The organism is Pseudarthrobacter sp. H2, from assembly GCF_050157045.1.
In the GTDB taxonomy this organism is placed as follows: Bacteria; Actinomycetota; Actinomycetes; order Actinomycetales; family Micrococcaceae; genus Arthrobacter.
This window is the reverse complement of sequence record NZ_CP189594.1, coordinates 3,690,685-3,712,321: the sequence shown is the minus strand read 5'-3', so window position 1 is coordinate 3,712,321 and position 21,637 is coordinate 3,690,685. Positions and strand designations below refer to the sequence as shown.

Below are 21,637 nucleotides of genomic sequence, written 5' to 3'. Positions count from 1 at the left end.
AGCAAGCCAAGATCCTGGCAGCACGCGGAGGTGATGAAGGCGTTGAACTGCTCGTTCGCCGCCATCATCTTTCGACCTGGGCGGGCTCGGATGACATTGGGACTGGCCGGGGCAGTTGGTCCGCACCAGGCCGGATCCGGCTGCCCACAGGGCCACCTGGGCTATGGTCACCTGTACGTCACTTGCGTAGGTCGTTGTCTGAGTCCAAAGGATCGTCCGTTTCATCTTCACCGCCTCCCCGGGGTGTTGGTGCCGGTGTGCCGGTCAGGACCGGGCGGGATTGGGACGGTGGTCCTGGAGGCATGAGTGGGAGTAGCGGACCGAGCCGCTGTCCTTGCCCAGGGAGACCGTCACGGTCTTCTCGCTGGCCCGCAGCACCGCGTACCAGCCACCGTCGTACTGCACGACGTCGCGCGCGCGGACGCTTGCCCTGGACAGGGCCGGGATCCCGGAGTTCTTCCTGCCGGTTCTTCCAGTAACGGAGGGAGTCGCCCAGCTTCTCCATCTGCGCCTCGCACTCAACCTTCAGCTGCCCAGTGGTGTGCAGGGGTACTCTCGATGGTTCCGTTGTTGAGCTCCCGGGCGCTGCCCTCCAGCTGGCGGAGGATCCCGGGGATATCGGCTTCGAGCTTCAGTATTTGCCAGCCGATGTAGGCGGGGTCGCTGCGGTGCTCCTGGGCAGCTGCTGCCGTGCCCGCGGCGGCCTCGGCTTCCGCGGCGTTGGTCTCTGCATCCAAGGCGGCCTGAGACCTGCGGCTGACCGTGTCGTAGTGCCGGCGCATGGCCCCCTCAGAATGATGGCCAACAAGAATCGGCTGCGGTGTAGTCAATCGCTGGGCCGCGGTGGTGGCCTGCTGTGCGTCGCTCTCCGCTATTGCCCGGAAACCCTCAGCTTTGGCCTGGAGATGCTCTGCCCGGGCGGCGGCCCGGGCTTGCCTGTCGCTCTCGACCTGGTCGGGCGTCCCGAGCCCCACAATCTGACTTCGACGTCGACCGCGAGGCCCAGCTCCTCGAGGCGGCCAACGGTCGTGGTGATGAGGTTCTGCTGGGCATGGCGGTGGCGACTGTCCGGGATATACCAGCACTGCATCTGGCGCGACCACCGCCAACCCAGCCGCTTCAGAACTGCCGCGGACCATCCCCAGGGGAAGTCCCGGCCAGTAACGTGCCGTCGGCCGGGGTGTGTGTAAGAAACAGCGAGGACATAAAACCTGCCTAAGATTTGTTGATTTAACCATAACAAACCAAAGTATAAATCGGACTGATGTCAATAGTGTGGCGATGAAGTTGGCGCTGGTGGCCCGGCTTTTTGTACACAGAAAAGGCGCCCCGTTAGGAAGACCAGGATTGTCAGATCAACAGCCAAGAGCCAGGCGAGACGCCTTTGGAACAGTTTACGATACCCGCGCCCTATTCGAACGACAGTAAGGGCGGGTTGCGACTGGTATTTCTGAGGAAGCCAGGGCACAGAAGAACGAGCTTCTGGCAGAGCTTGCGGAACGACTGAAAGATAGCCGGGTACCAAGGGCCGGCAAACGAAAGAGCGGGCACATCCAACCCGTCGTAGGCTGTGCCCAGACGACACTTCGCAAGGGAGGAAGAACGTATGGGCCCCGACGCTACGGACGACATTGCTCCGGATATGGAGATGACATCCCGGGAGGCTGCGGCCTACCTTAGCGGCCCCGTAGGCTACAGCATTAGCACGAAGTTCTTGCGCGGACTCAAGTACGTCGCTAGAGGCCCGGCCGTGGAGAAGCGAGGGGCCCGGCTCGTCTACCGCAAGTCTGCGCTGGACGCCTTCCTTCGCGAGTACGGCTCTGATCCCAACGTGTGGATGGAAGGTATTTGGCGGGACGTGGCCGACCAGCTTCGCGGCATTGCTGCAGCCACCGGGGACGACGGCTTTGACCAGCTGATTGAAACCCTGGACAAGCGCGACCCGCCGGACGACTGGGATCCGGACCTGGCGAAGTGACCAGGGTCCCGTCGATGGTGCTCTTCGGAGCGTACGGTTCGGTGTGGCAGGGGTGAGGGCGCGCAGCGCAATTGCCTGCTGACCTTATTCCTTAGTGCCTGCCACTTGGCGTGTGAGGATGGAGATCATGACTGAAACGACCGGCTTCCCGTTCACTGCGCCGGCCCCCATAGTCCCCAAATGGCCTCGCTACTCCGTGCCACACTCGTTACGACGGCGCTGGACGTCCGAGACCGCAATGGTCGCATTCTTTATTCCGCTGCCTGAGCCTTTGGACGTTCCACACCTGTTCGAGGCCCCGATAGAAGTAGTGCTCGACCCGCGGGAAGGTTCTCCCTCTATTGCACTCGGGAATCGTGGGGGTGTGGAATATGCATTCCGTATCAATGTCCGGTTTCATCAGTCTGAGCAAGAGGTGTCTGATCCTGGCGGAACGGCCGTTATGAGTGCCTTAGATGATGCGCTAGGACGGAAGGCAGCTGGTGGTGGGCAGCCCATTCGCCGGCGTAGGGCTGTCACGGTAGCGGAGGTCTGCGGGCCGATGACTGTGTCGGCGAGCCAGTATGGCATTACCGACACCTTTGACGACGCTCTGAAGGTGCTGCGTTCCCTCCAGAGAGCGCACCATCTGGTCACCGCAAGACCTCTGCGGCTCGTGACCAGAAAGGGCCTCCCGGCTGCACTCCCCATCCTGCTGTCCTCAGGCGAAATCTTCGCCAAACCATCCGTGCAAATCTTCATGGCGAATGTGGGCGAGAGCGATGCAAATTATTTGCGCGGCCCTGATCTAAACCAGGAACAGCAACGAGCACTAAGCCGAGCATTCAACGACTACTCTCCCAACATTTCCCTACGTGATGCTCCTATAGTTGTCAACTCATATCTTTGCCGGGTTTTGCCCGGCCAGCCAGCTCCTGTATTCGTGGGCGAGGGCGTCATCGCGGCTGAGTCCTCGTTCGATGCGGGAAAGGGTGCCCGGCCAGGTGTTGAAGTGTCTGGCGGCGGTTTGGAGGGTGAGTCCGAGCTGCTGTCGCGTTGGGCGTAAATCGCTGATAACCGGTGCGGGCTGGGGATTTGTCAGCTGGCCGTAAATTTCCCGGGAGACGTAGCGTTTGAGGCAGCGCATGATCTCTTTCTTGGTCTTGCCCTCTTCGGTCCGCCGGGCAACATAGTCTTTCGTGCGCTGGTCGGTGGCCATGCGGGAAACGACCACGTGGTGGATGGCTGCGTTGGCGGCTCTGTCGCCGCCGTGGCTGAGCCTGTGCCGGGTGGTCTTCCCGGAGGAGGCGGGGATGGGGGCGGTGCCGGTCAGGGCGGCGGGCTTCGTTGCCGATGCGTTCCGGATTGTCTCCCATGGTGACCAGGAGCTGACTGGCGACCTCGGTTCCGACCCCGGGGAGGTCGCATAGCATCGGGGCGTGCACGGCCAGTATTTCGGCCAGCTGGTCATCTGCCTGGCTGATTTCGTGGTCCAGATTCCGGTAGCGGGTGGCCAGGTTTTTCAAGACCATGGCGGTGGCATATTCAGGGTCGGTCAGGGTGCCAGCCGGACGTGAGTGTTCCAGGGCCGGGATAAGCGGCGTGGAGCTCATGCCGCGGTATTTGCTGCGTAACGGTTCCGGGGCGGAGACCAGGATGCCCTTGATCTGGTTGACTGCAATGGTGCGGGCCTTCATCGCCGAGACCCGGGCGGCGCGCACGACCCTGAGGCATTCGACGGGTCCGTCCTTGGCTTTCGGGGTGGAGGTGCCGCGCTGGGCGAGAACGGATTCCGCGGCCTGGTAGGCGTCGAGGGGATCTGATTTGCCGCGTAGCCGGCGGGCCTGCCGGTTGGGCCGGTTGATTTCCTGGACCGTCAGTCCTTCCTTGGTCAGTACCCTGCTCAGCTCTGCGCCGTAGCTGCGGGTTCCTTCGATTCCGACGCCGAGGACGGGACCGAATTCGGTGATGAAGGCAAAGATTTTCCGGTAGCCGGATCCGAGGGCGAGGAATTCCTTGTCGGCGACGTGCTTGCCGTGCTCGGTGATGATGGCGACGTGGGGGGTATCGGCGTGGGTATCGACGCCGGCAATGACTTTCAGCAGATCGTTTGCCATGATGAAACTGCCCTTCCTTTGCATCACATGCATATTTGGGCACGTTGACCAGGTGGGCAGACAAGACGGCAATGGGACTGTTAGCCCCAATGCCGTTCACTTAGAGTAGTTGTGTTAATCTTTCGGCATGGCGCGTAGCGGATGGGTGACTCCCGAGGGTCCTGAGCGGTTGAGTGACCACGTCTCGCTCGGTGTTTTGACGCGGGTTTTCCCGCCGGATGTCGTTGATGCGGTGATTGGGCGGACCGGGGCCCGTGAGCAGCGGAACCGGTTGCTGCCGTCGCGGTTGATGGTCTATTACGTGATGGCGCTGGCCTTGTTTTCGGCCGGTTCGTATGAGGAAGTGATGCGGTCCCTGCTGGCCGGCATGGAATGGATCACGGGCCGGTTCCGGGACTGGCAGATGCCGACGAAGGCCGCGATCTTCAAGGCCCGGACCCGCCTCGGTTCCGCCGTGATGGCCGAACTGTTCGCCGAGACCGCGAAGCCTCTGGCACTCCCGGGCGGTCCGGGATTCCACGGCTCCTGGCGGCTGGTGTCCGTGGACGGGACCTGCCTGGATCTGGCGGACACGGAGGCCAACGAGCGCGCGTATGGCAGGCCGGGCACGGCCACGGATCTGAAAAGCGCCTACCCGCAGGCGCGGGTGCTCGGCCTGGTCGAATGCGCCACGCACGCGGTGATCGGGGCCGTGGTCTCCGGCTTTTCCACGTCCGAGCACGACCTCTATCCGGGCCTGCTCCACCGGCTGGAGGCGGACATGCTGGCCATGGCCGACCGCGGGTTCTTCTCCTACACGGCCTGGAAGGACAGCTCCGGAACCGGTGCGCAACTGCTGTGGCGGGTCAAGGCCAACGCCGTGCTGCCCGTGCTCGAGGACCTGGCCGACGGCTCCTACCTCTCCGCCGTCTACGCGAACCCGAAGGCACGGCGGAACAACACGGACCCCATCCGGGTGCGCGTGATCGAATACACCGTCAGCACCGGCGACACGAGCAGCGAATTCCGGCTGATCACCACGATCCTTGACCCGCACGCCGCCTCCGCGGAGGACCTTGCCGAAGCCTACGCCAAACGCTGGGAAATCGAGTCCTGCTTCGATGAACTCAAAACCCACCAGCGCGGCCCCGGGACCGTGCTGCGCTCCAAAACCCCCGACGGGGTCCTGCAGGAAATCTACGGATACCTCTGCGTGCACTACGCCATCCGGTCCCTCATCGGCGACGTCGCCCACCACTTCGAGGAAGACCCCCTGAGGTTCTCTTTCACCCGCACCCTCCGGGCAGTACGGCGTTCCCTCGCCGCGCGCCCGGCTTTTTCCCCCTGAGCGTCTGGCGGAGGCCTTCACGGTCTTCTGCCGCGAAATCCTGCATGAACTGCTGCCCCCGCGCCGGCCAAGAACCAACCCCCGCGTCATCAAAAGGAAAATGTCGAACTGGCCACTCAAGCGAATACCAAAAAAGCCTAAGTAAACAGTATTGCTGTTAGCCCGGGGTTTTCATCAATGTTGGGCTGAGGGGTGTGTTTAAGAGACGAAAAGGTGCTCTGACAAGGGAAAATAGGGGTGTCTACGCCGTTATTTCCGTGTCTTGAAGGAGCACCTTTTCGATGCACCAGCCTACCAATGTCTTCCCATCCGTCCCGGTTTCTTTCACCGGCCAGTCGCTGGTCTCCCATGCCGGAGGACGGATCCTGACCTCATTCATCGACGCCCTCGGGTTCCGGGATCTGTGCGAGGACCGGCTCGGGCAGTTCGTCCCCGTGACGGCCTCGCACCGGCCCGGGAGGCTGCTCGGGTCGCTGGCGGTGATGCTCGCCGCCGGCGGCGAGCATGCCTCCGACCTGGACATCCTGCGCTCCCAGCCCGGCGTGTTCGGCCAGGTGCCCTCGAACGCGACAGTCTCGCGGTTCTTCGAACGCACCGTGAAGAACCCGGACGTCTTCGATTACGGCTTTTCGACCCTGGCCAAGGAACTGCGGACCCGGGCCTGGGAAGCCGCAGGGGACCGCAGCCCCGCGGTGAAGGCGACGGCCGCGGACCCGCTGGTCATCGACCTCGACGCCACCTTGGTGACCTCGCACTCGGACAAGGAACAGGCCACCGGAAACTACAAGGGCGGTTTTGGATTCGCCCCGTTCACCGCCAGCATTGATTATGGTGCCGGCAGCGGCACCGGGGAGGAACTCGCGGTACTGTTGCGTCACGGCGGGGCCACGGCGAACAACGCCGGGGACCACATCCGCATCTTCGAGGCCGCCATCGCCGTCCTGCCCGACGCCCTCTACGGTGAGGACGAGGAACTGGACGGGGAGAGGATCCTGGTCCGCACCGACAGCGCCGGCGCGTCCCGGAAGTTCCTCTGGTACCTGCATTCGCGGGGCGTGCAGTTCTCCGCCTCGTACCCGGTTCCGGTCGGCAAGGCCCACATGATCGACTGGATCAACGACAAGAAATACTGGCAGCCGGCCCTGGACCAGGACGGGGTCGAACGCGACGACGCCTGGGTCATCAACGCCACCCAGGTGATCCCGCTCGAGGACTACCCGCCGGGGACGAAGATCTTCCTGCGCGCCGAACCGCTGCACCCCGGCGCGACACCGACCCTGCTCGACATCGACGGTCACCGTGTGACAGCGTTTCTGACGAATGCCCCGCGCTGGCACGGACCTTTTCTGGATGCCCGGCACCGGGCCCGCGGCCGGGCCGAGAACCGCATCAAAACCCTAAAGAACACCGGGCTCGGAAAGCTCCCGTTCTTCGATTTCGCCGCCAACCAGGCCTGGGCCAACCTCGCGGTCCTGGCCGCGAACCTGGTCTCCTGGCTCCAGCTCACCGCCCTGCCCGACGGCCACAAGGCACGGGGCTGGGACATCAAACGCTGGCGCTACCGGCTCTTCGCCACCGCCGGGAAGATCATCACCCGCGCCCGCCGGAACCACCTGCTGCTGCCCGCCGCCGCGCCGGAGCAACCCCTCATCGCCGCCCTGCTCGAAGCCATCAGCCGGATCGCCGCGGCCGCGAACCGCCCCGCACCCCTGCTGCGGACCTGACACCACAGCCCCCCGGACAATCACGAGCAGGAAAGAAGAACACCAACGGGATCAGTGGAAACCCGCGCACCGCCCGGCGCCCCCGGGCCTTCAGCCACGCCCGAAATCCGATTCAGCCCGCCGGGACGGCAAAAACCAGGCCCGGCGCCCCGACCGCCATCCGATGAAAAATCCGGGTTAGCTTCAGGCTCCTATAAAGTCATGTCCGCCTGGTCAGCGCACTTCCTGCAGTCTTGAAACGGTGGACAGATCACGTAAAGGACAGCCCCCTTTGGGGGCGTCAGTCAGGCTGGGGGTCACACCGCTTCAAGACCATTATCATCATTGCCGTCAGGGTTGGGTAAGGCCAGTACCTCATAGCAACTTCGTCTAATTCGTAGGGCGAGAACCAGGATCACCACTAATGTCTATCTCCACAATTTCCCCACCGCGGGAGAATGGGTCCATGAGCGATATTGGCCCCAGGTCCGGTGGCCCGACCCCTCGTAGGTCTTTCACGCCGGCACAAAAATTGGCGTATTTGGATGCGTACCAGCATGCCTGTGACGACGGCACCGGCGGCGGGGCATACCTGCGCCGCGAGGGCCTGTATTCCTCCCAAATCACCGAGTGGCGCAAGCTCCGCGACGCCGGCGTCCTCGAGGGCAAGAAGCCCGGGGAAAAGATCGGCAAGCCCACTGCTGAACAGGCAGAAATCGGGCGTCTACGTCGGCAGCTGGAGGTGAGCGAACGCAAGCTGGCACGGACTGAAGCTGCGTTGTCGATTATGGAAAAAGCACGACTGCTTTTGGAGGATATCTCCGAAAGCGCGGAGCAGCAGCCCTGGTACAAGAAACCCTGATGGCCGCCTACACCGCCCTTACCCAGGCGGACATCCCAACCAGGGAAGCGGCCGTGATTGCCGGGGTCTCCAGGGCCACGGCGACCCGCAAACCCCGAACTCCGGGGGAAGACCCGCGGCCGGCCCCGGCACCGGCAAACAAGCTCTCAGCGGCCGAGCGTGCCCACATCCTGGCGACCGTGAATTCGAGGGAGTTCGTTGACCTGCCGCCGATGCAGATCTATGCCCGGCTCCTGGATGAAGGCATCTATTTGTGCTCAATCTCCACGTTCTACCGTGTCCTGGAGGAGAACTGCCAGGTCAAGGAACGCCGCCGACAGGCACGCCACCCGGCCCGGGCCATCCCGGAGCTGGTCGCGACTTTACCCGGGCAGGTTTACACCTGGGACATCACCAAGCTCGCCGGCCCGATCAAGGGCAAATACTACGATTGCTACGTCATGATCGACATCTATTCGCGCTACATCGTCGGCGCCTACGTCCATGCCCACGAGTCTGGCCAACTGGCCGTGGAAATGATGAAGGAAATCTTCGGCATCCACGGCATCCCACAAATCGTCCACGCCGACCGTGGCACCTCCATGACGTCCAAAACAGTCGCCGCCCTGCTCTCGGACCTGGAGGTCACCCGGTCCCATTCACGTCCCCGGGTCAGCAATGATAATCCGTACAGTGAGGCCTGGTTCAAATCACTGAAGTTCGCTCCCATATTCCCCGAACGCTTCGGTTCCCTGCCCGACGTGAGGGCCTTCATGGACTCCTTCGTGGAGGGGTACAACCATCACCGCCATACCGGAATCGGACTCAACACACCGGCAGACGTCCACTACGGCCTGGCCGCCGGCAAAGCCCTTGAACGCGCGAAAACCCTCGCGACCGCACGGGCAAAAACACCCGAACGATTCACCACCAACAACGACCCCAAAATCCTCGCCATCCCCGACACCGCCTGGATCAATAAACCAGCCGAGAAAAACGACACAAAAGCAGCAGCCTAACTCCCACTGGCCTCATTCACCTTGACAAGTTCCGTTTTCACGGCATTTAGCGACATGAGATGTGAGTGTCAATGGCCAATAGTTTGTGCCCACGGGCGGCCAGCAAAAATGCCCGCTGGTGGCCATGAAAACTGCCCAGTCATGGCCACCGGATCTGCCCACCAGATGTTCGGTGGCGTTGGCCATGTTCGGGACTTGTTTAGCTCATTGGCGTGACTCCTTTTCCGGCCAGGGCCTGGCTGAGGCGGATCGATTCCCCTGAGGTTTGGCAGACGTGCGCGTGATGCAGCAGCCGGTCCACGGTCGCCGTGGCGAGGGTTTTGGGCATGAGCTCGTCAAAGCCGGCAGGATGCAAATTTGAGGAAACCGCGATGGACCGTTTTTCATAGGCCGCGTCGACGAGACGGTAGAGCCCCTCCGCCGCGTCAGTGCCCACCGGCAAGAGGCCTATGTCATCGACCACCACCAAATCTGCGCGCAGGATCCGCGCGACGACTTTCGTCACGCTGTCATCGGAGCGGTGGGCGCGCATGAGAGCGCCGAGGTCCTCGAGGCGGAACCATGCCACCCGCAGGCCGGCCTCGACGGCCTGCTGGCCGAGAGCCTCAAGGAAGAACGTCTTGCCCGTGCCGGAGGGGCCGCAGATCACGACGTTTTCCTTCCGCCCGATCCATTCCAGCGTCCGCAGCGCCTGCTGAGTCGGGGCCGGGATCGAGGAGGCTGCCGGGTCCCAGGTGTCGAAGGTCTTCCCGGTCGGGAAGCCCGCGGCCTTGCGTCTGGTGGCGAGCATGGACCGGGACCGACCGGCGACTTCCTCGGTGAAGAGCGCCTTGATGACCTCGGCCGGCTCCCAGCGCTGGGCGCGGGCAGTCGCGATCAGTTCCGGCGCCAAAGCCCGCGCATGGGGCATCTTCAACTGCCGCATCAACGCCTCCAGCTCCGCCGGCAACGCCGGTGCGGTGACCGGGACCGGACTCATGCGCTTTCTCCCAGGGCGCCGTCAACACGGGCGGCAACAGGTGGGCGGCCGATCGCGGCCCACCCGGCGGTGCCTTGGGTGAGGGACTGGGTTTCCCCGGCGGCATGGGTGGTGGTGCGTGAACCCGCGGCGTTCAGGATCGAGGCGAGGTCCTTGTTCGCGAGCGGCCATGGATGGCCGCGGTCCCCAACGCGTGATCGACTTCGGCCTGCCCGGCGATCTTGGCCAGGGCGACCGCTTCGGCCATTTTCACGTTCATTCGCCCGGTGCCTGCCGCGGCGGCCTCGAGCAGCCAGGTCCGGGCGCCGTCCCCGATGCTAAGGAACTCCGCCTCCGCGGCCGTCCTGGCTTTCGCCGTGTAGTCGCCCGGGATCCTGGGCCGGTGGTCCGGGAAGTGGGCGTCGTCGATCGCCGGGCTGCCCGGGCGGGCGCGCCGGTGCCGGGCGACTTCCACCGGGCCCTTGCTGCCGTGGTGGACGACGATGACCTGCTCGTCACCTCCGGCGCCGTGGGATCTGACGAACACCCGCGCGCCGAGCAAATGTGCAGGCACGGAGTACTGGCCGTTCTCGAACGTGACCATCGGCGTGTTCTCCGGGACGGCCCGGGAGAGGCCGAACGCAACCGTGTGCGCGGTGTCCGGGATCCGGTGCAACCGCGGCGCCTCCTCGGCCAGCATCACCGCGGGTTTGCGGCGGGTGGCCCGGTGCTCCCGGTGGTTGACCTCGTCCATGAACGCCTGGCAGGCCGCTTCGATCTCCGCGAAGGAAGCGTATTCGGCACGCAGGTTGGTGTCCTTGGGCACGATGTCGGCCTTGGCGAGCTTCACCGAGGACTCCACGCCGCCCTTGGACGCGGGATCCGCCGGCCGGCAGGTCAACACCGTCACGCCGTAGTGGCGGGCGAAGTCGACCGTCTGCTGGTTGCGCACCGGGACGCCGGCGACATGGGAAACCGTCACGGTCTTCTCGTTATCGGTCAGGACATAGGTTGGGGCGCCGCCCAGGACCCGGAACGTGCGGTCCAGCGCTGCGAACACGCTCGGCGCCGTCCGGTCCCGCAGCGCGATGACGATCCTGAAGCGGGACCATGCCAGCCATGCCACGAACAGCACGGTCTTCTTCCCCTCGATCAGGGGCCCGTCGCCGAAGTCGTATTGAACATTGACCAGGCTCGGTCACCCAGGGCCGGTGCACCCTGACATGGCCGAGCCGCCAGGCGGCGCGGACCTGGGCGACGGCCCGGCGGGTCGAGCGTTCCGAGCCCTCGTAGCCGAGGGCCCGGAGTTTCTCGTGGGCTTTGTCGGCGCGGATCTTGCCCTTGGAGGCCTCGATCCATTCCTCGATCTTGGGCAGGAACGCGTCGGTGACCCGGCCCCGGTAGGCCGGCTCGGCGATCGGCTGGCCGGCGTCCCGGGCAGCGACGTGCCTGGCAACGGTGTGGTGCGAACAACCGGTGAGTTCCGCGGCAGCACGCAACGATCCGGTCAGATCGTACGCAGCAAGTATTTCCATGATTTCTCCGTCAAACTTCATTAGGGCCTCTTCCCGGGCGACTTTGGTGCGACTAGACACCGTCATCAAACCCCGGGAAGAGGCTCCCGCCGCTTAAGCAGCAGGGTCAGTAAGGAAGTGGGCAGATCTCATGGCCACCAACGGGCAGTTTTCATGGCCGTCAGTGGGCAGTTCCGTGGCCGCCTACGGGCAGTTTTTCATGGCCGCTAACATGTGAGGCCAATCTCGCTTACGCACGAGGTGAAAACCTCAGCGCAATCATTTTGGCTGGTGCAGCCGCCGAAGCCCTCCTGGTTGAGGTCATGCTTCTGATGATGTGGGAAGAGGACTTAAGCGGCGCTACTGTTGCGAAAGTCTTGGACACCAAGGACACCATTACCAAAAAGGTGACATCCCAATTCTCAGGTCGACTCGGAGGCCAGTGGAATCTTGACAGGCCGGGGCCAGTGCGAAACTGGCGAATCAACCTAGCCGATCTTCGTAATGCCGCCGTACACGGCGGACACACCCCTGATGACCAAAAAATTCAAACCGCCTTGAAAGCATTGATCGAGCTTGAGCAGCACATTGGCGACCGGCTTGTAGCGAATATGCGCCGATACTCGGCGACCACTCAGATCTTCCTCGGTCCCCGGGGCCTCGATCGCCGCGGAAAGGCGGATTCATTCCGGGCTCTCCTCTCAGGGCGGACGAGGCATACCTGCCTCCTGACCCCGGCATCTACTTCCGACGCTGGAACCGAGAAATCGAGCGAATTAGAGCGGGGAGACTCATCGGAAGTGCAGAGAACGCGGACATCGTCCTCGTCCGCTATCCCAATGACGGTCACCGTTGGTTCGTCCAGGACAACGACAGTGGGCTGGCTGCACAGTTCCAAAGCCAGCAATGGCGCCAAGACAGGTGCAACAGGTGGCCAACGTGATGGCCCAGCCGGCAACGATGCCCGTTTCCATTCTCATTCACGACGCCACCTTTGAACCGACCATCCCGCTTAAATGGCTTCCAATGGGAGAGGTCAACCCTGTGCACCCATACAGGCGCTGGGAGATCTGCTTGATCCCGCCCCCACCGATCGAAACCGAGGGTGAGGATGCTTAGCGGCGGGACTGGCCCCTTGTGTTGCTCATCGCGAAATCGCCTTGTCAGGAGCGTTTTGAACCGGAGTCGATCTGGGGCAGAGGCGGGACGACTCCTGTTTCAAATGCCTTTGCAACTGCCTGCTTTGACCCTTGGTAGACCGTGAGGCCACTTGGCAGGACCAGGTGTGCGTAGAACTCTTCGTCGAATGTCACGATGCCCGAGGCCACTGCTTCCAGCTTGGCTTTGACGACTAGCCCGGGGTTTTCATCAATGTTGGGCTGACGGGTGTGTTTAAGAGACGAAAAGGTGCTCTGACAAGGGAAAATAGGGGTGTCTACGCCGTTATTTCCGTGTCTTGAAGGAGCACCTTTTCGATGCACCAGTCTACCAAGGTCTTCCCATCCGTCCCGGTTTCTTTCACCGGCCAGTCGCTGGTCTCCCATGCCGGGGGACGGATCCTGACCTCATTCATCGACGCCCTCGGGTTCCGGGACCTGTGCGAGGACCGGCTGGGCCAGTTCGTCCCCGTGACGGCCTCACACCGGCCCGGGAGGCTGCTCGGGTCGCTGGCGGTGATGCTCGCCGCCGGCGGCGAGCATGCCTCCGACCTGGACATCCTGCGCTCCCAGCCCGGCGTGTTCGGCCAGGTGCCCTCGAACGCAACAGTCTCGCGGTTCTTCGAACGCACCGTGAAGAACCCGGACGTCTTCGATTACGGCTTTTCGACCCTGGCCAAGGAACTGCGGACCCGGGCCTGGGAAGCCGCCGGGGACCGCAGCCCCGCGGTGAAGGCGACGGCCGCGGACCCGCTGGTCATCGACCTCGACGCCACCTTGGTGACCTCGCACTCGGACAAGGAACAGGCCACCGGAAACTACAAGGGCGGTTTTGGATTCGCCCCGTTCACCGCCAGCATTGATTACGGTGCCGGCAGCGGCACCGGGGAGGAACTCGCGGTGCTGCTGCGTCACGGCGGGGCCACGGCGAACAACGCCGGGGACCACATCCGCATCTTCGAGGCCGCCATCGCCGTCCTGCCCGACGCCCTCTACGGTGAGGACGAGGAACTGGACGGGGAGAGGATCCTGGTCCGCACCGACAGCGCCGGCGCGTCCCGGAAGTTCCTCTGGTACCTGCATTCGCGCGGCGTGCAGTTCTCCGCCTCGTACCCGGTTCCGGTCGGCAAGGCCCACATGATCGACTGGATCAACGACAAGAAATACTGGCAGCCGGCCCTGGACCAGGACGGGGTCGAACGCGACAACGCCTGGGTCATCAACGCCACCCAGGTGATCCCGCTCCAGGACTACCCGCCCGGGACGAAGATCTTCCTGCGCGCCGAACCGCTGCACCCCGGCGCGACACCGACCCTGCTCGACATCGACGGTCACCGTGTGACAGCGTTCCTGACGAATGCCCCGCGCTGGCACGGACCTTTTCTGGATGCCCGGCACCGGGCCCGCGGCCGGGCCGAGAACCGCATCAAAACCCTAAAGAACACCGGGCTCGGAAAGCTCCCCTTCTTCGATTTCGCCGCCAACCAGGCCTGGGCCAACCTCGCGGTCCTGGCCGCGAACCTGGTCTCCTGGCTCCAGCTCACCGCCCTGCCCGACGGCCACAAGGCACGGGGCTGGGACATCAAACGCTGGCGCTACCGGCTCTTCGCCACCGCCGGGAAGATCATCACCCGCGCCCGCCGGAACCACCTGCTGCTGCCCGCCGCCGCGCCGGAGCAACCCCTCATCGCCGCCCTGCTCGAAGCCATCAGCCGGATCGCCGCGGCCGCGAACCGCCCCGCACCCCTGCTGCGGACCTGACACCACAGCCCCCCGGACAATCACGAGCAGGAAAGAAGAACACCAACGGGATCAGTGGAAACCCGCGCACCGCCCGGCGCCCCCGGGCCTTCAGCCACGCCCGAAATCCGATTCAGGCCGCCGGGACGGCAAAAACCAGGCCCGGCGCCCCGACCGCCATCCGATGAAAAATCCGGGCTAGTGCCAGGGCCACGCTTCCTTTTGGGCGTGACCGCTGAGTGCAATTGGGGGCAAGCTTGGAGAGCTCACCCCGCCTCGCCTGCCTGGGGCCAGATCCGTTCTGCCTCCGACTCCATCTTAGAAGCGTGAGCTGTGGTCCCACCTCGAGCGCGGATAAAGGCTGGTCCAAACCTCAAACCCAAAAGTGGGGTCTATGAATTCCCGCTGACATACGGCCTCCGGAGCGAGCCATAAACCGCTGCCGTCGAGCATCGCAGCATCAACTAACCCCCGGCGGTACAACCCGCCATCGTGCCAGACTTCAACGATCTCACCAACGAGTGACTGCCACTGGTCCGTGCGGTGCATGCTGGCTCGGCCATCACCCTGAGATTTCATACGTCAATGTCTTCCTTCTCTTATGTCGGCCATCTTTTGTGTGGATCACATCTGTCCAATCCGGCTGCTCTGAGGCTGTTTAGAAGGTGTGCTCAGGGCCGGGGAACTGCCCCGAGCGGACCTCCTGGCCGTACACCTTGGCGGCGTCGCTGAGTGTGGTCCGAAGGTCCGCATACTGCTTGACGAATTTAGCCATCTTTCCACCGCGCAGGCCTGCCATGTCCGGCCACACGAGGACCTGCCCCGTGGTCGCATTCCCGGCGCCGATGCCGATCGTCGGGACGGAAACTGCGGCATCAACGGCCGCTGCGGTTTGTGCCGGCACCATTTCTAAGAGCACGCAAAAGGCACCGGCGTCCGCCAGGGCCGCCGCGTCCTGGATCAGCCGCTGGGCGTCATCCCCCCGGCCCTGCACTCGGTAGCCGCCAAGGGCATGTTCGCTTTGCGGGGTAAAGCCGATGTGTGCCATCACCGGAATGCCGGCGTGGACCATGGCCCTCACAGTTTCCGTGTAAAAACTACCTACTTCGATTTTCACCGCGTGGGCGAGACCCTCCTTCAGGAACCGGACACCCGTGGCCACCGCCTGTTGTGCAGACACCTCGTAACTGCCAAACGGCAGGTCTGCGACCACGAGAGCACGCTTTGCCGCACGGGAAACTGCCCGGCACAGCGGTAACAGTTCATCCACCGTGACTGGCAGGCTGGTTTCATTTCCGAACACATTGTTGGAAGCGGAGTCGCCCACGAGGAGGACCTCGATGCCCGCCTGGTCGAAAATCTCCGCGGTGTACTGTTCGTAAGCAGTGAGCATGGCGAAACGCTGACCGTTGTCCTTGGCCTGCTGCAGGTGATGGGTCCGGATCCTGCCCCCGGGCCTCCTTGCCATATCCGAAGACGGAACACTGGTTCCGGAAGGACCGGTTCCGTAGGGTGCCGGAACCTCAGCGGAAGTGCTTTCTTCAGGGCTGTTGCTGAGGGCCATGAATTAGTTCTCCGAGCTGTTGTTTAACGCGAAGGGCGGGCGCATCAGTCCCGGGGTGATGCCTTCCGCGGGGTCGTTGCCGAGCTGGAGGATCCTGTTGTGCTGGTCTACGTGCACCACTTTGGGGTTGTAGGCCCGGGCTTCGTCCGTGGTCATGCTCGCGTAGGTGATGAGAATGACTGTGTCGTTTTCATGGATTAGGTGTGCGGCGGGCCCGTTGATGCCGATCACACCCGAGGCCCGTTCGCCGGCGATAGTGTAGGTCTCCAGACGGGCGCCGTTGGTGACGTCGACGATGGCAACGAGCTCGCCTGGCAGGATGTCGGCGGCCTCCAACAGGTCCAGATCTACGGTGACGGAGCCGACGTAGTGCAGGTCCGCATGTGTAACGATGGCGCGGTGGATTTTGGACTTGAACATTGTGCGGGTCATAGGCTGCACGGAGATTACCTTTCGCTGAAGGCTGCGTAGACGGCGGCGGCTTCGTAGGAGGGTAGGTGCCGGTAAGAGATCGCATCACGGGTCGAAATGGCTTGGAAGAGGCGATCTGTGACGGTGTCGATTGTGCCGAGGCCATCGACGCTGGTCAGGATGCCACGTTCGGCGTATTCCGACACAACGGCTTCCGTCTGTTCGTGGTAAAGGTCAAGGCGGTGGCGGATGACGTCCTCGGTATCATCGCTGCGTCCTGAGGCTCTGGCGCGGCCGAGAAGCCGTGCGACCAGTTCTTCACGGTCTGCTGTCAATTCCAGGACCACGTCCAGCTCCTGGCCCTTTGAGGCAAGGATTCTATCCAGATGGTTAATCTGCGCGGTCGTGCGAGGGTATCCGTCCAGCAGGAATCCGCTTTCGACGTCGCTCCCACTGAGTCGGTCCTGGACCATGTTGTTGGTGACACTGTCCGGGACGAAGTCTCCGGCGTCGATATACTTCCTGGCTTCCAAGCCAAGTGGCGTCCCGCACTTGACGTTGGCGCGGAAGATGTCGCCGGTGGAGACGGCGACGACGCCCAGACGCTGGGAGATCAGCTCGGCCTGCGTGCCCTTGCCCGAGCCCGGTGGTCCGATAATCAGCATCTTCTTCATGTCAGGTCCCTTTTCAGTTGTACGGATTCAATTGGCGAAACACCAGCTTGCTTGGTGAACCGGCGGTGAGGTGGAGTAAACGTTGCGAATAGTTGATGATCCGGATGATCATCCGCCACCTCACCGCTGGAATTGAGGCAGCAAAGACCGCCAGCTAAGCGGACCTCTGCTGGTGCCCGCTATATTCGCTCAGCGGGCGGATGAGGGAGTTGGATGCCGTCTGCTCGAGGATATGGGCGGTCCAGCCGGTGATGCGGCTAGCGACGAAGATGGGTGTGAACGTGGGGGTGTCGAAGCCCATCAGATGGTAGGTGGGGCCGGCCGGGTAGTCGAGGTTCGGCTTGATGGCCTTGGCCTCGTCCATGGCCTGCTCGAGGCCGTTGTACAGCCCCAGCAGTTCGGGGCGGCCGTAGTGGGCGATCATCTTGTCCAGCGCGGCCTTCATGGTGGGCACGCGGGAGTCACCGTGCTTGTAGACACGGTGACCGAAGCCCATGACCTTCTTCTTCTGCGCCAGCGCGTCCTGCATCCAGGCTTTTGCCCGGGCGGCGGCTTGGTCCAGGGACTCCTCGGGCCGGATGCCGATCTCGTCGAACGTGTGCATGACGGCCTCGTTCGCCCCGCCGTGCAGCGGACCCTTGAGCGCACCGATCGCACCGGTCACGGCCGAGTGCAGGTCCGACAGGCTGGAGGTGATCACACGGGCGGTGAAGGTGGAGGCGTTGAAGGAGTGCTCGGCGTAGAGGATCATCGAGACCTCGAATGCCTCCACGACCTCGGGTACGTGGTCCTCACCGAAAGCCATCCACAGGAAGTTTTCCGAGTAGCCGAGATCATCCCGGGGTTCCACTACCTCCTGGCCGCGGCGGCGGCGCTGGTCGTAGGCCACCACGGCCGGGAAGGCAGCAAATAGGTCCTTCGCTTTTGCCAGATTGGCCTCGGGCGAGGAATCCTCAGCCAAGGGATGGCGGGCGCCTAGCACTGACGCTGCCGTGCGGCAGACGTCCATGGGGTGGGCGGATGTGGGGAGGGCATCCACCACCTCTTTCACATGGGGGTCCAGGGCACGGCCTGCGCGTTCAGCTGCGCGGAACTTTTCCAGCTCCTCCGCGGTGGGAAGTTCGCCGTGCCAGAGTAGGTAGGCGACCTCTTCGAAGCTGCATTTGGCGGCCAGTTCCTGGACCGGGTAGCCGCGGTACAAGAGCGAGTTGGTTTCGGCGTTGACCTTGGAGATGGCGGTGTAGTCCACTACGACGCCGGCGAGGCCCTTGCGGATTTCGGTTGTTTCGGAGTTCACAAGACTTCCTTGTCTAGGGGTGGTGGGGCGTGGCGGCTAGCGGATTCCGGGTACGTGGAAGGTGAAAACACCGGTATCGAACCGGTTGTAGGCCTCGTAGACCAAAAGTTCGTAGAGACGCGCTCGGGTCAGCATTTTTTTCCTGCGCGCCTCTAGCGTTTGCTCGGCTGCACCCATGGGCCGGCGCCTCCCGGGCGGTCGTGGGGAGACTCCGACCTGCTCGGACTGCTCCACTTCCGCCAGCACAGTGCCCGGCCGCAGACGCCGCTCAAGATCGTCTGCTCGGAGAGCTGCAAAACCCGTTCCCTTGCACACATTGCTTCACTGTATACATACAGGAGCAGTTTAACCAGTTACTGAAGCCGTAGAGGCTCCTATGTATACAAAGAGGCTATTTACGCTGCAGCGCTAAGGTGGATCACCTCCACGAAAATAGCCAGCTCGCAACGACGGGAAGCCGGTGGTAGGTCGTGCGGGCAGTGGCAGGTATCGACGCGGCCACCACGGCGCGGCACCATATCGCGGTGCGGGAGTTTTTCGACGACGGAACAGAACGGCCACGCGGTTAGCGAGCGACGGCGGGTTGAGGACCCGTCGGATCCCCGCCGCATGGCTTGGAACCAGAGCGATGCACGAAAAACTCCCCAGAAGCAGAAACTGAGCCAGTCAGTCACTGTTCCGAGGAGTTTTCGGGGATCCGCCGGCAGCTCGTGTCGGGCGCCGCTTACTGCGTGGCTGAAGTCTCCAGCGGCATCAATGCGGTGAGGGGCTCGGCACCCGTGTGGTCGTGACCCCAGTAGCTTTCGGCCGTGATTTCCTCGGCGGTGTAGTAGCGCTCATCAACCAACAAGCCGTCGGTGCCATATTCGATATCCCAGCCACCGGGGGCGCGGACGTAGAAGGAAACCATGTGGTCGTTGGTGTGGCGGCCCAAGCTTGCGGTGATGTTGAATTCCATCTGCTTGACCTTGTCGAAAGCGCGGCCCACGGTGTCCAGGTCTTCGACCTCGACCATCAGGTGGACCAGGCCCGGCGCTTCGCCGTGCGGTGCCGGTCCCATGGCCAGGCTGTGGTGGCGCTCGTTGACGCCGAAGAAGCGGAACCTGACGGCCGGACGCTGCGGACCCAGCCGGACGGAGCCGCGGGGGAGGAATCCCAGCACGTCGGTGTAGAAGGAAGCGGTCTCGTCCATGGCGGTCGTTGGCAACACGACGTGTCCCATGCCCTGGTCGCCGGTGACAAATTTGTGGGCATAGCCGGTCTTCAGCGGATTGTGGTCCAAACGCGGTCCGAAGAAGATCTCCACCGGGGTTCCGCCGGGGTCGGTGAACGAGATCGCCTGTTCCAGTCCACGTTCGTCGTTTTCCTCCTCGGTCAACCACGTGACGGCTATGCCCGCGTTCTCCACATCGCGGGCGACCGCGGCCAGCGCGAACTGGTCGCGGACTTCCCACCCAACTGCGAGCACCCTGTCGGAATCACCAGGCAACACAATCAAACGTGCTTCGCGCTCATCCATGCGCAGGTACAACCCATCTGGGTTCGGGCCGACGACTTCGGCGAAGCCCAGGGCTTCGACAGTCAGTTCCCGCCAACGGGCAATATGCGTGGTCTGGACCTTTAGAAAGCCTAGAGCTCGGATATGAGTCATTTTCTTCCTCACTTAACGGTTTGGTTCGGGTTCGGTGAATCTGGTTGGCTGGCCCGCAGCCGGGCAGCCCCGGAGGGGGCATCGGGGGTGAAGGAATTTGGGTGGTTCACGATTGGTGCACCAAGGCACTGGAAATCGGCGATATCCTGTAGCCTAGGGCCCGCTCAAAGAGCGCCCGCTGCTTGACCCCGTCCGCTCCGAGCCACAGAATGTCGGCGGAATCGACCACATCTTCGACATAGCCGGTCCGGACGACCCTTCCGTCCTTGTGAACTTGGACCTGTTGGCCGAGAAGGCCTTTCCAATCTGTATTTTCCAACATGATGCTTCCTTTCACCTCGAGACGTAGCTTGCTTGGTCGCCCATCGGGATCTTAGGCACTGCTTCGGCCTTGTATCCTGGGCGAATTTTCCTAGACCCCGGCGGCCAGGTTGGCGGGTGGCTCGAGCCCAATTTCCGTCAGGACCGCGGCATGGTAGCTGGGTCCCGGCACATGGATGGCATGCGACAAGCCCATGTGGGCATCGCGCCAATAGCGCTGTATCGGGCTGCTCATGCGCAAGCCGTTTCCGCCCGAACGGGCAAGAATGGTGTCAACGGCGGCGGTGGCCCGCCATGCAGCCTGGATCTGGGTGCGGCGGCCCACTGCGCGTTGCTCCATGCTGATCTCGCCTCCGGACGCGACGGTGTCATAGAGGCGGTTGATGTTGTCCAGCAGTGCGACGCGGGAAGCACGGATTTCGCCGGCTGCCTCGCTTACGGCATACATGCTGTATGGATCTTCGACAGACTTGAAGCCGTTGATCTGCACGCGGTTGCTCTGGTACTCGAGGTGGGAGCGCAGTGCTCCCTCGGCGATCCCGATCACGGCGGCGGTCAGGCCCTGCGGGAAGATGCTGTAGAACGGGATGCGGTGGATCGGTTCGGACTTGCCGGCGTCGCGGGAGACCTTTCCGGAGAACAGGTCCGCCTGATCGATGACACGGTATTCCGGTACGAAAACGTCATTGATGACCACGTCCTTGCTGCCGGTGCCACGCAGACCCAGCACCTCCCACGAATCGTCAACGATCGTGTAGTCGGAGCGCGGAACGACCACGTGCACGAAGCGTGGCGGCATCAGCTTCTCGCCCTCGGTGTCGGCCAGGAACGCACCGAGGATGACCCACTGGGCATGATCGGTGCCGGTGGAGAACTGCCAGTGCCCGGTGAACTTGTAGCCGCCCTCAACCGGGGTGGCAACGCCCATGGGTGCGTATGGGGAGGAGACCCAGGTGTCCTGGTCGACGCCCCAGATTTCTTCCTGAAGCTTCGGGGCCATCAGCTCCAATTCCCACGGATGTACGCCCACCACGCCGGCTACCCAGCCGGCCGAGCCGTCCAGGCTTGCCAGCCCCATGACCATCTCGGCGAATTCGGCCGGATGCGCGCGGGTTCCACCGTATTCCACCGGGGAAAGCAGCTTCATGACGCCGGACTGGTTCATGATCTCGACGGTCGTGTCGCTGAGCTTTCCGAGCTTTTCGTTGATCTCGCCCTGCGCCCGAAGCTCGTCGCCGCGTTCGGTGAGAACGTCGATACCGGTCGTGGTTGTGGTCATGGGTGGTTTCTCGCTTCCTTTAATCAGACGCCAGGTCCTTTCAAGGGCCGGTCGCCGCCGTCGGTATGAATCTAGGCGCGCACAAGAATGGATGTAATGCATGTCTC

General features: G+C 63.2%; 16 protein-coding genes and 3 pseudogenes. 5 read left to right on the top strand and 14 right to left on the bottom strand.

What is annotated here, in order from left to right; translation table 11 throughout:
* Window positions 1–264: 264 nt before the first annotated feature.
* Both ACQCSZ_RS17245 and ACQCSZ_RS17240 read right to left on the bottom strand, forming a co-directional pair.
* Window positions 265–405, bottom strand: coding sequence for a hypothetical protein (locus ACQCSZ_RS17245; protein WP_427004917.1), 141 nt, complete (start codon window positions 403–405; stop codon window positions 265–267).
* A gap of 113 nt (window positions 406–518) precedes the next feature.
* Window positions 519–1,139, bottom strand: a complete 621-nt coding sequence (locus tag ACQCSZ_RS17240) for a DUF3560 domain-containing protein (RefSeq protein ID WP_427008371.1) — start codon at window positions 1,137–1,139, stop codon at window positions 519–521.
* Between the two features lie 467 nt (window positions 1,140–1,606).
* Between ACQCSZ_RS17240 and ACQCSZ_RS17235 the strand changes: the two genes are divergently transcribed.
* The gene (locus ACQCSZ_RS17235; RefSeq protein WP_427004916.1) at window positions 1,607–1,978 is read left to right on the top strand and encodes a hypothetical protein; all 372 of its coding nucleotides are present in this window, start codon (window positions 1,607–1,609) and stop codon (window positions 1,976–1,978) included.
* Between the two features lie 877 nt (window positions 1,979–2,855).
* Here ACQCSZ_RS17235 and ACQCSZ_RS17230 read toward each other — a convergent pair.
* The gene (locus ACQCSZ_RS17230) at window positions 2,856–3,428 is read right to left on the bottom strand and encodes a transposase (RefSeq protein WP_427008370.1); all 573 of its coding nucleotides are present in this window, start codon (window positions 3,426–3,428) and stop codon (window positions 2,856–2,858) included.
* A 238-nt stretch (window positions 3,429–3,666) separates the two neighbouring features.
* Window positions 3,667–4,074, bottom strand: a pseudogene (locus ACQCSZ_RS17225) (IS110 family transposase); the annotation flags it as partial.
* 127 nt (window positions 4,075–4,201) lie between these two features.
* Between ACQCSZ_RS17225 and ACQCSZ_RS17220 the strand changes: the two are divergent.
* The 3 genes from ACQCSZ_RS17220 (at window position 4,202) to ACQCSZ_RS17210 (ending at window position 8,964) form a co-directional block, all read left to right on the top strand.
* A complete protein-coding gene (locus tag ACQCSZ_RS17220; protein ID WP_427004507.1) occupies window positions 4,202–5,401 on the top strand; it encodes an IS4 family transposase in 1,200 nt (399 codons plus the stop codon).
* A 281-nt stretch (window positions 5,402–5,682) separates the two neighbouring features.
* Complete coding sequence (locus tag ACQCSZ_RS17215) at window positions 5,683–7,125, top strand: IS1380 family transposase (RefSeq protein ID WP_427004915.1); 1,443 nt, start codon at window positions 5,683–5,685, stop codon at window positions 7,123–7,125.
* A 445-nt stretch (window positions 7,126–7,570) separates the two neighbouring features.
* Window positions 7,571–8,964, top strand: a protein-coding gene (locus tag ACQCSZ_RS17210; RefSeq protein WP_427004914.1) for an IS3 family transposase whose coding sequence is annotated in 2 segments (ribosomal slippage) — window positions 7,571–7,922 and window positions 7,922–8,964 — 1,395 coding nt in all. Because the reading frame shifts where the segments join, the coding sequence is not laid out codon by codon here.
* A 199-nt stretch (window positions 8,965–9,163) separates the two neighbouring features.
* On the opposite strand, the gene istB is transcribed toward ACQCSZ_RS17210, so the two are convergent.
* Both istB and istA read right to left on the bottom strand, forming a co-directional pair.
* Complete coding sequence (gene istB / locus ACQCSZ_RS17205; protein WP_427004913.1) at window positions 9,164–9,943, bottom strand: IS21-like element helper ATPase IstB; 780 nt, start codon at window positions 9,941–9,943, stop codon at window positions 9,164–9,166.
* Window positions 9,940–11,478 (bottom strand): annotated as a pseudogene (gene istA, locus ACQCSZ_RS17200) (IS21 family transposase). Before istA ends, istB begins: the two are co-directional and overlap by 4 nt.
* A 1,433-nt stretch (window positions 11,479–12,911) precedes the next feature.
* On the opposite strand from istA, the gene ACQCSZ_RS17195 reads away from it, so the two are divergent.
* Entirely contained in the window at window positions 12,912–14,354 is a 1,443-nt protein-coding gene (locus tag ACQCSZ_RS17195; protein WP_427004398.1) for an IS1380 family transposase, read from the top strand.
* Between the two features lie 637 nt (window positions 14,355–14,991).
* Here the strand turns inward: ACQCSZ_RS17195 and panB are convergent.
* The 8 genes and pseudogenes from panB to ACQCSZ_RS17155 form a co-directional block, all read right to left on the bottom strand.
* Window positions 14,992–15,897 (bottom strand): 3-methyl-2-oxobutanoate hydroxymethyltransferase, encoded by a 906-nt coding sequence (panB, locus tag ACQCSZ_RS17190; protein WP_427004912.1) that lies wholly within the window; start codon window positions 15,895–15,897, stop codon window positions 14,992–14,994.
* Window positions 15,898–15,900: 3 nt separating this feature from the next.
* Entirely contained in the window at window positions 15,901–16,329 is a 429-nt protein-coding gene (panD, locus tag ACQCSZ_RS17185; protein ID WP_427004911.1) for an aspartate 1-decarboxylase, read from the bottom strand.
* Between the two features lie 14 nt (window positions 16,330–16,343).
* Window positions 16,344–16,973 (bottom strand): adenylate kinase, encoded by a 630-nt coding sequence (locus ACQCSZ_RS17180; protein WP_427008369.1) that lies wholly within the window; start codon window positions 16,971–16,973, stop codon window positions 16,344–16,346.
* Window positions 16,974–17,136: 163 nt separating this feature from the next.
* The gene (locus tag ACQCSZ_RS17175; protein ID WP_427004910.1) at window positions 17,137–18,279 is read right to left on the bottom strand and encodes a bifunctional 2-methylcitrate synthase/citrate synthase; all 1,143 of its coding nucleotides are present in this window, start codon (window positions 18,277–18,279) and stop codon (window positions 17,137–17,139) included.
* Between the two features lie 36 nt (window positions 18,280–18,315).
* Window positions 18,316–18,465, bottom strand: a pseudogene (locus tag ACQCSZ_RS17170) (methylisocitrate lyase); the annotation flags it as partial.
* Window positions 18,466–19,003: 538 nt separating this feature from the next.
* Window positions 19,004–19,930: a VOC family protein gene (locus ACQCSZ_RS17165; RefSeq protein ID WP_427004909.1), complete on the bottom strand. Its 927-nt coding sequence runs from the start codon at window positions 19,928–19,930 to the stop codon at window positions 19,004–19,006.
* A 106-nt stretch (window positions 19,931–20,036) separates the two neighbouring features.
* On the bottom strand, window positions 20,037–20,252 hold the full coding sequence (locus tag ACQCSZ_RS17160; RefSeq protein ID WP_427004908.1) for a hypothetical protein: 216 nt from the start codon (window positions 20,250–20,252) through the stop codon (window positions 20,037–20,039).
* 90 nt (window positions 20,253–20,342) lie between these two features.
* Entirely contained in the window at window positions 20,343–21,530 is a 1,188-nt protein-coding gene (locus ACQCSZ_RS17155; protein WP_427004907.1) for a hydroxylase, read from the bottom strand.
* Window positions 21,531–21,637 lie beyond the last annotated feature (107 nt).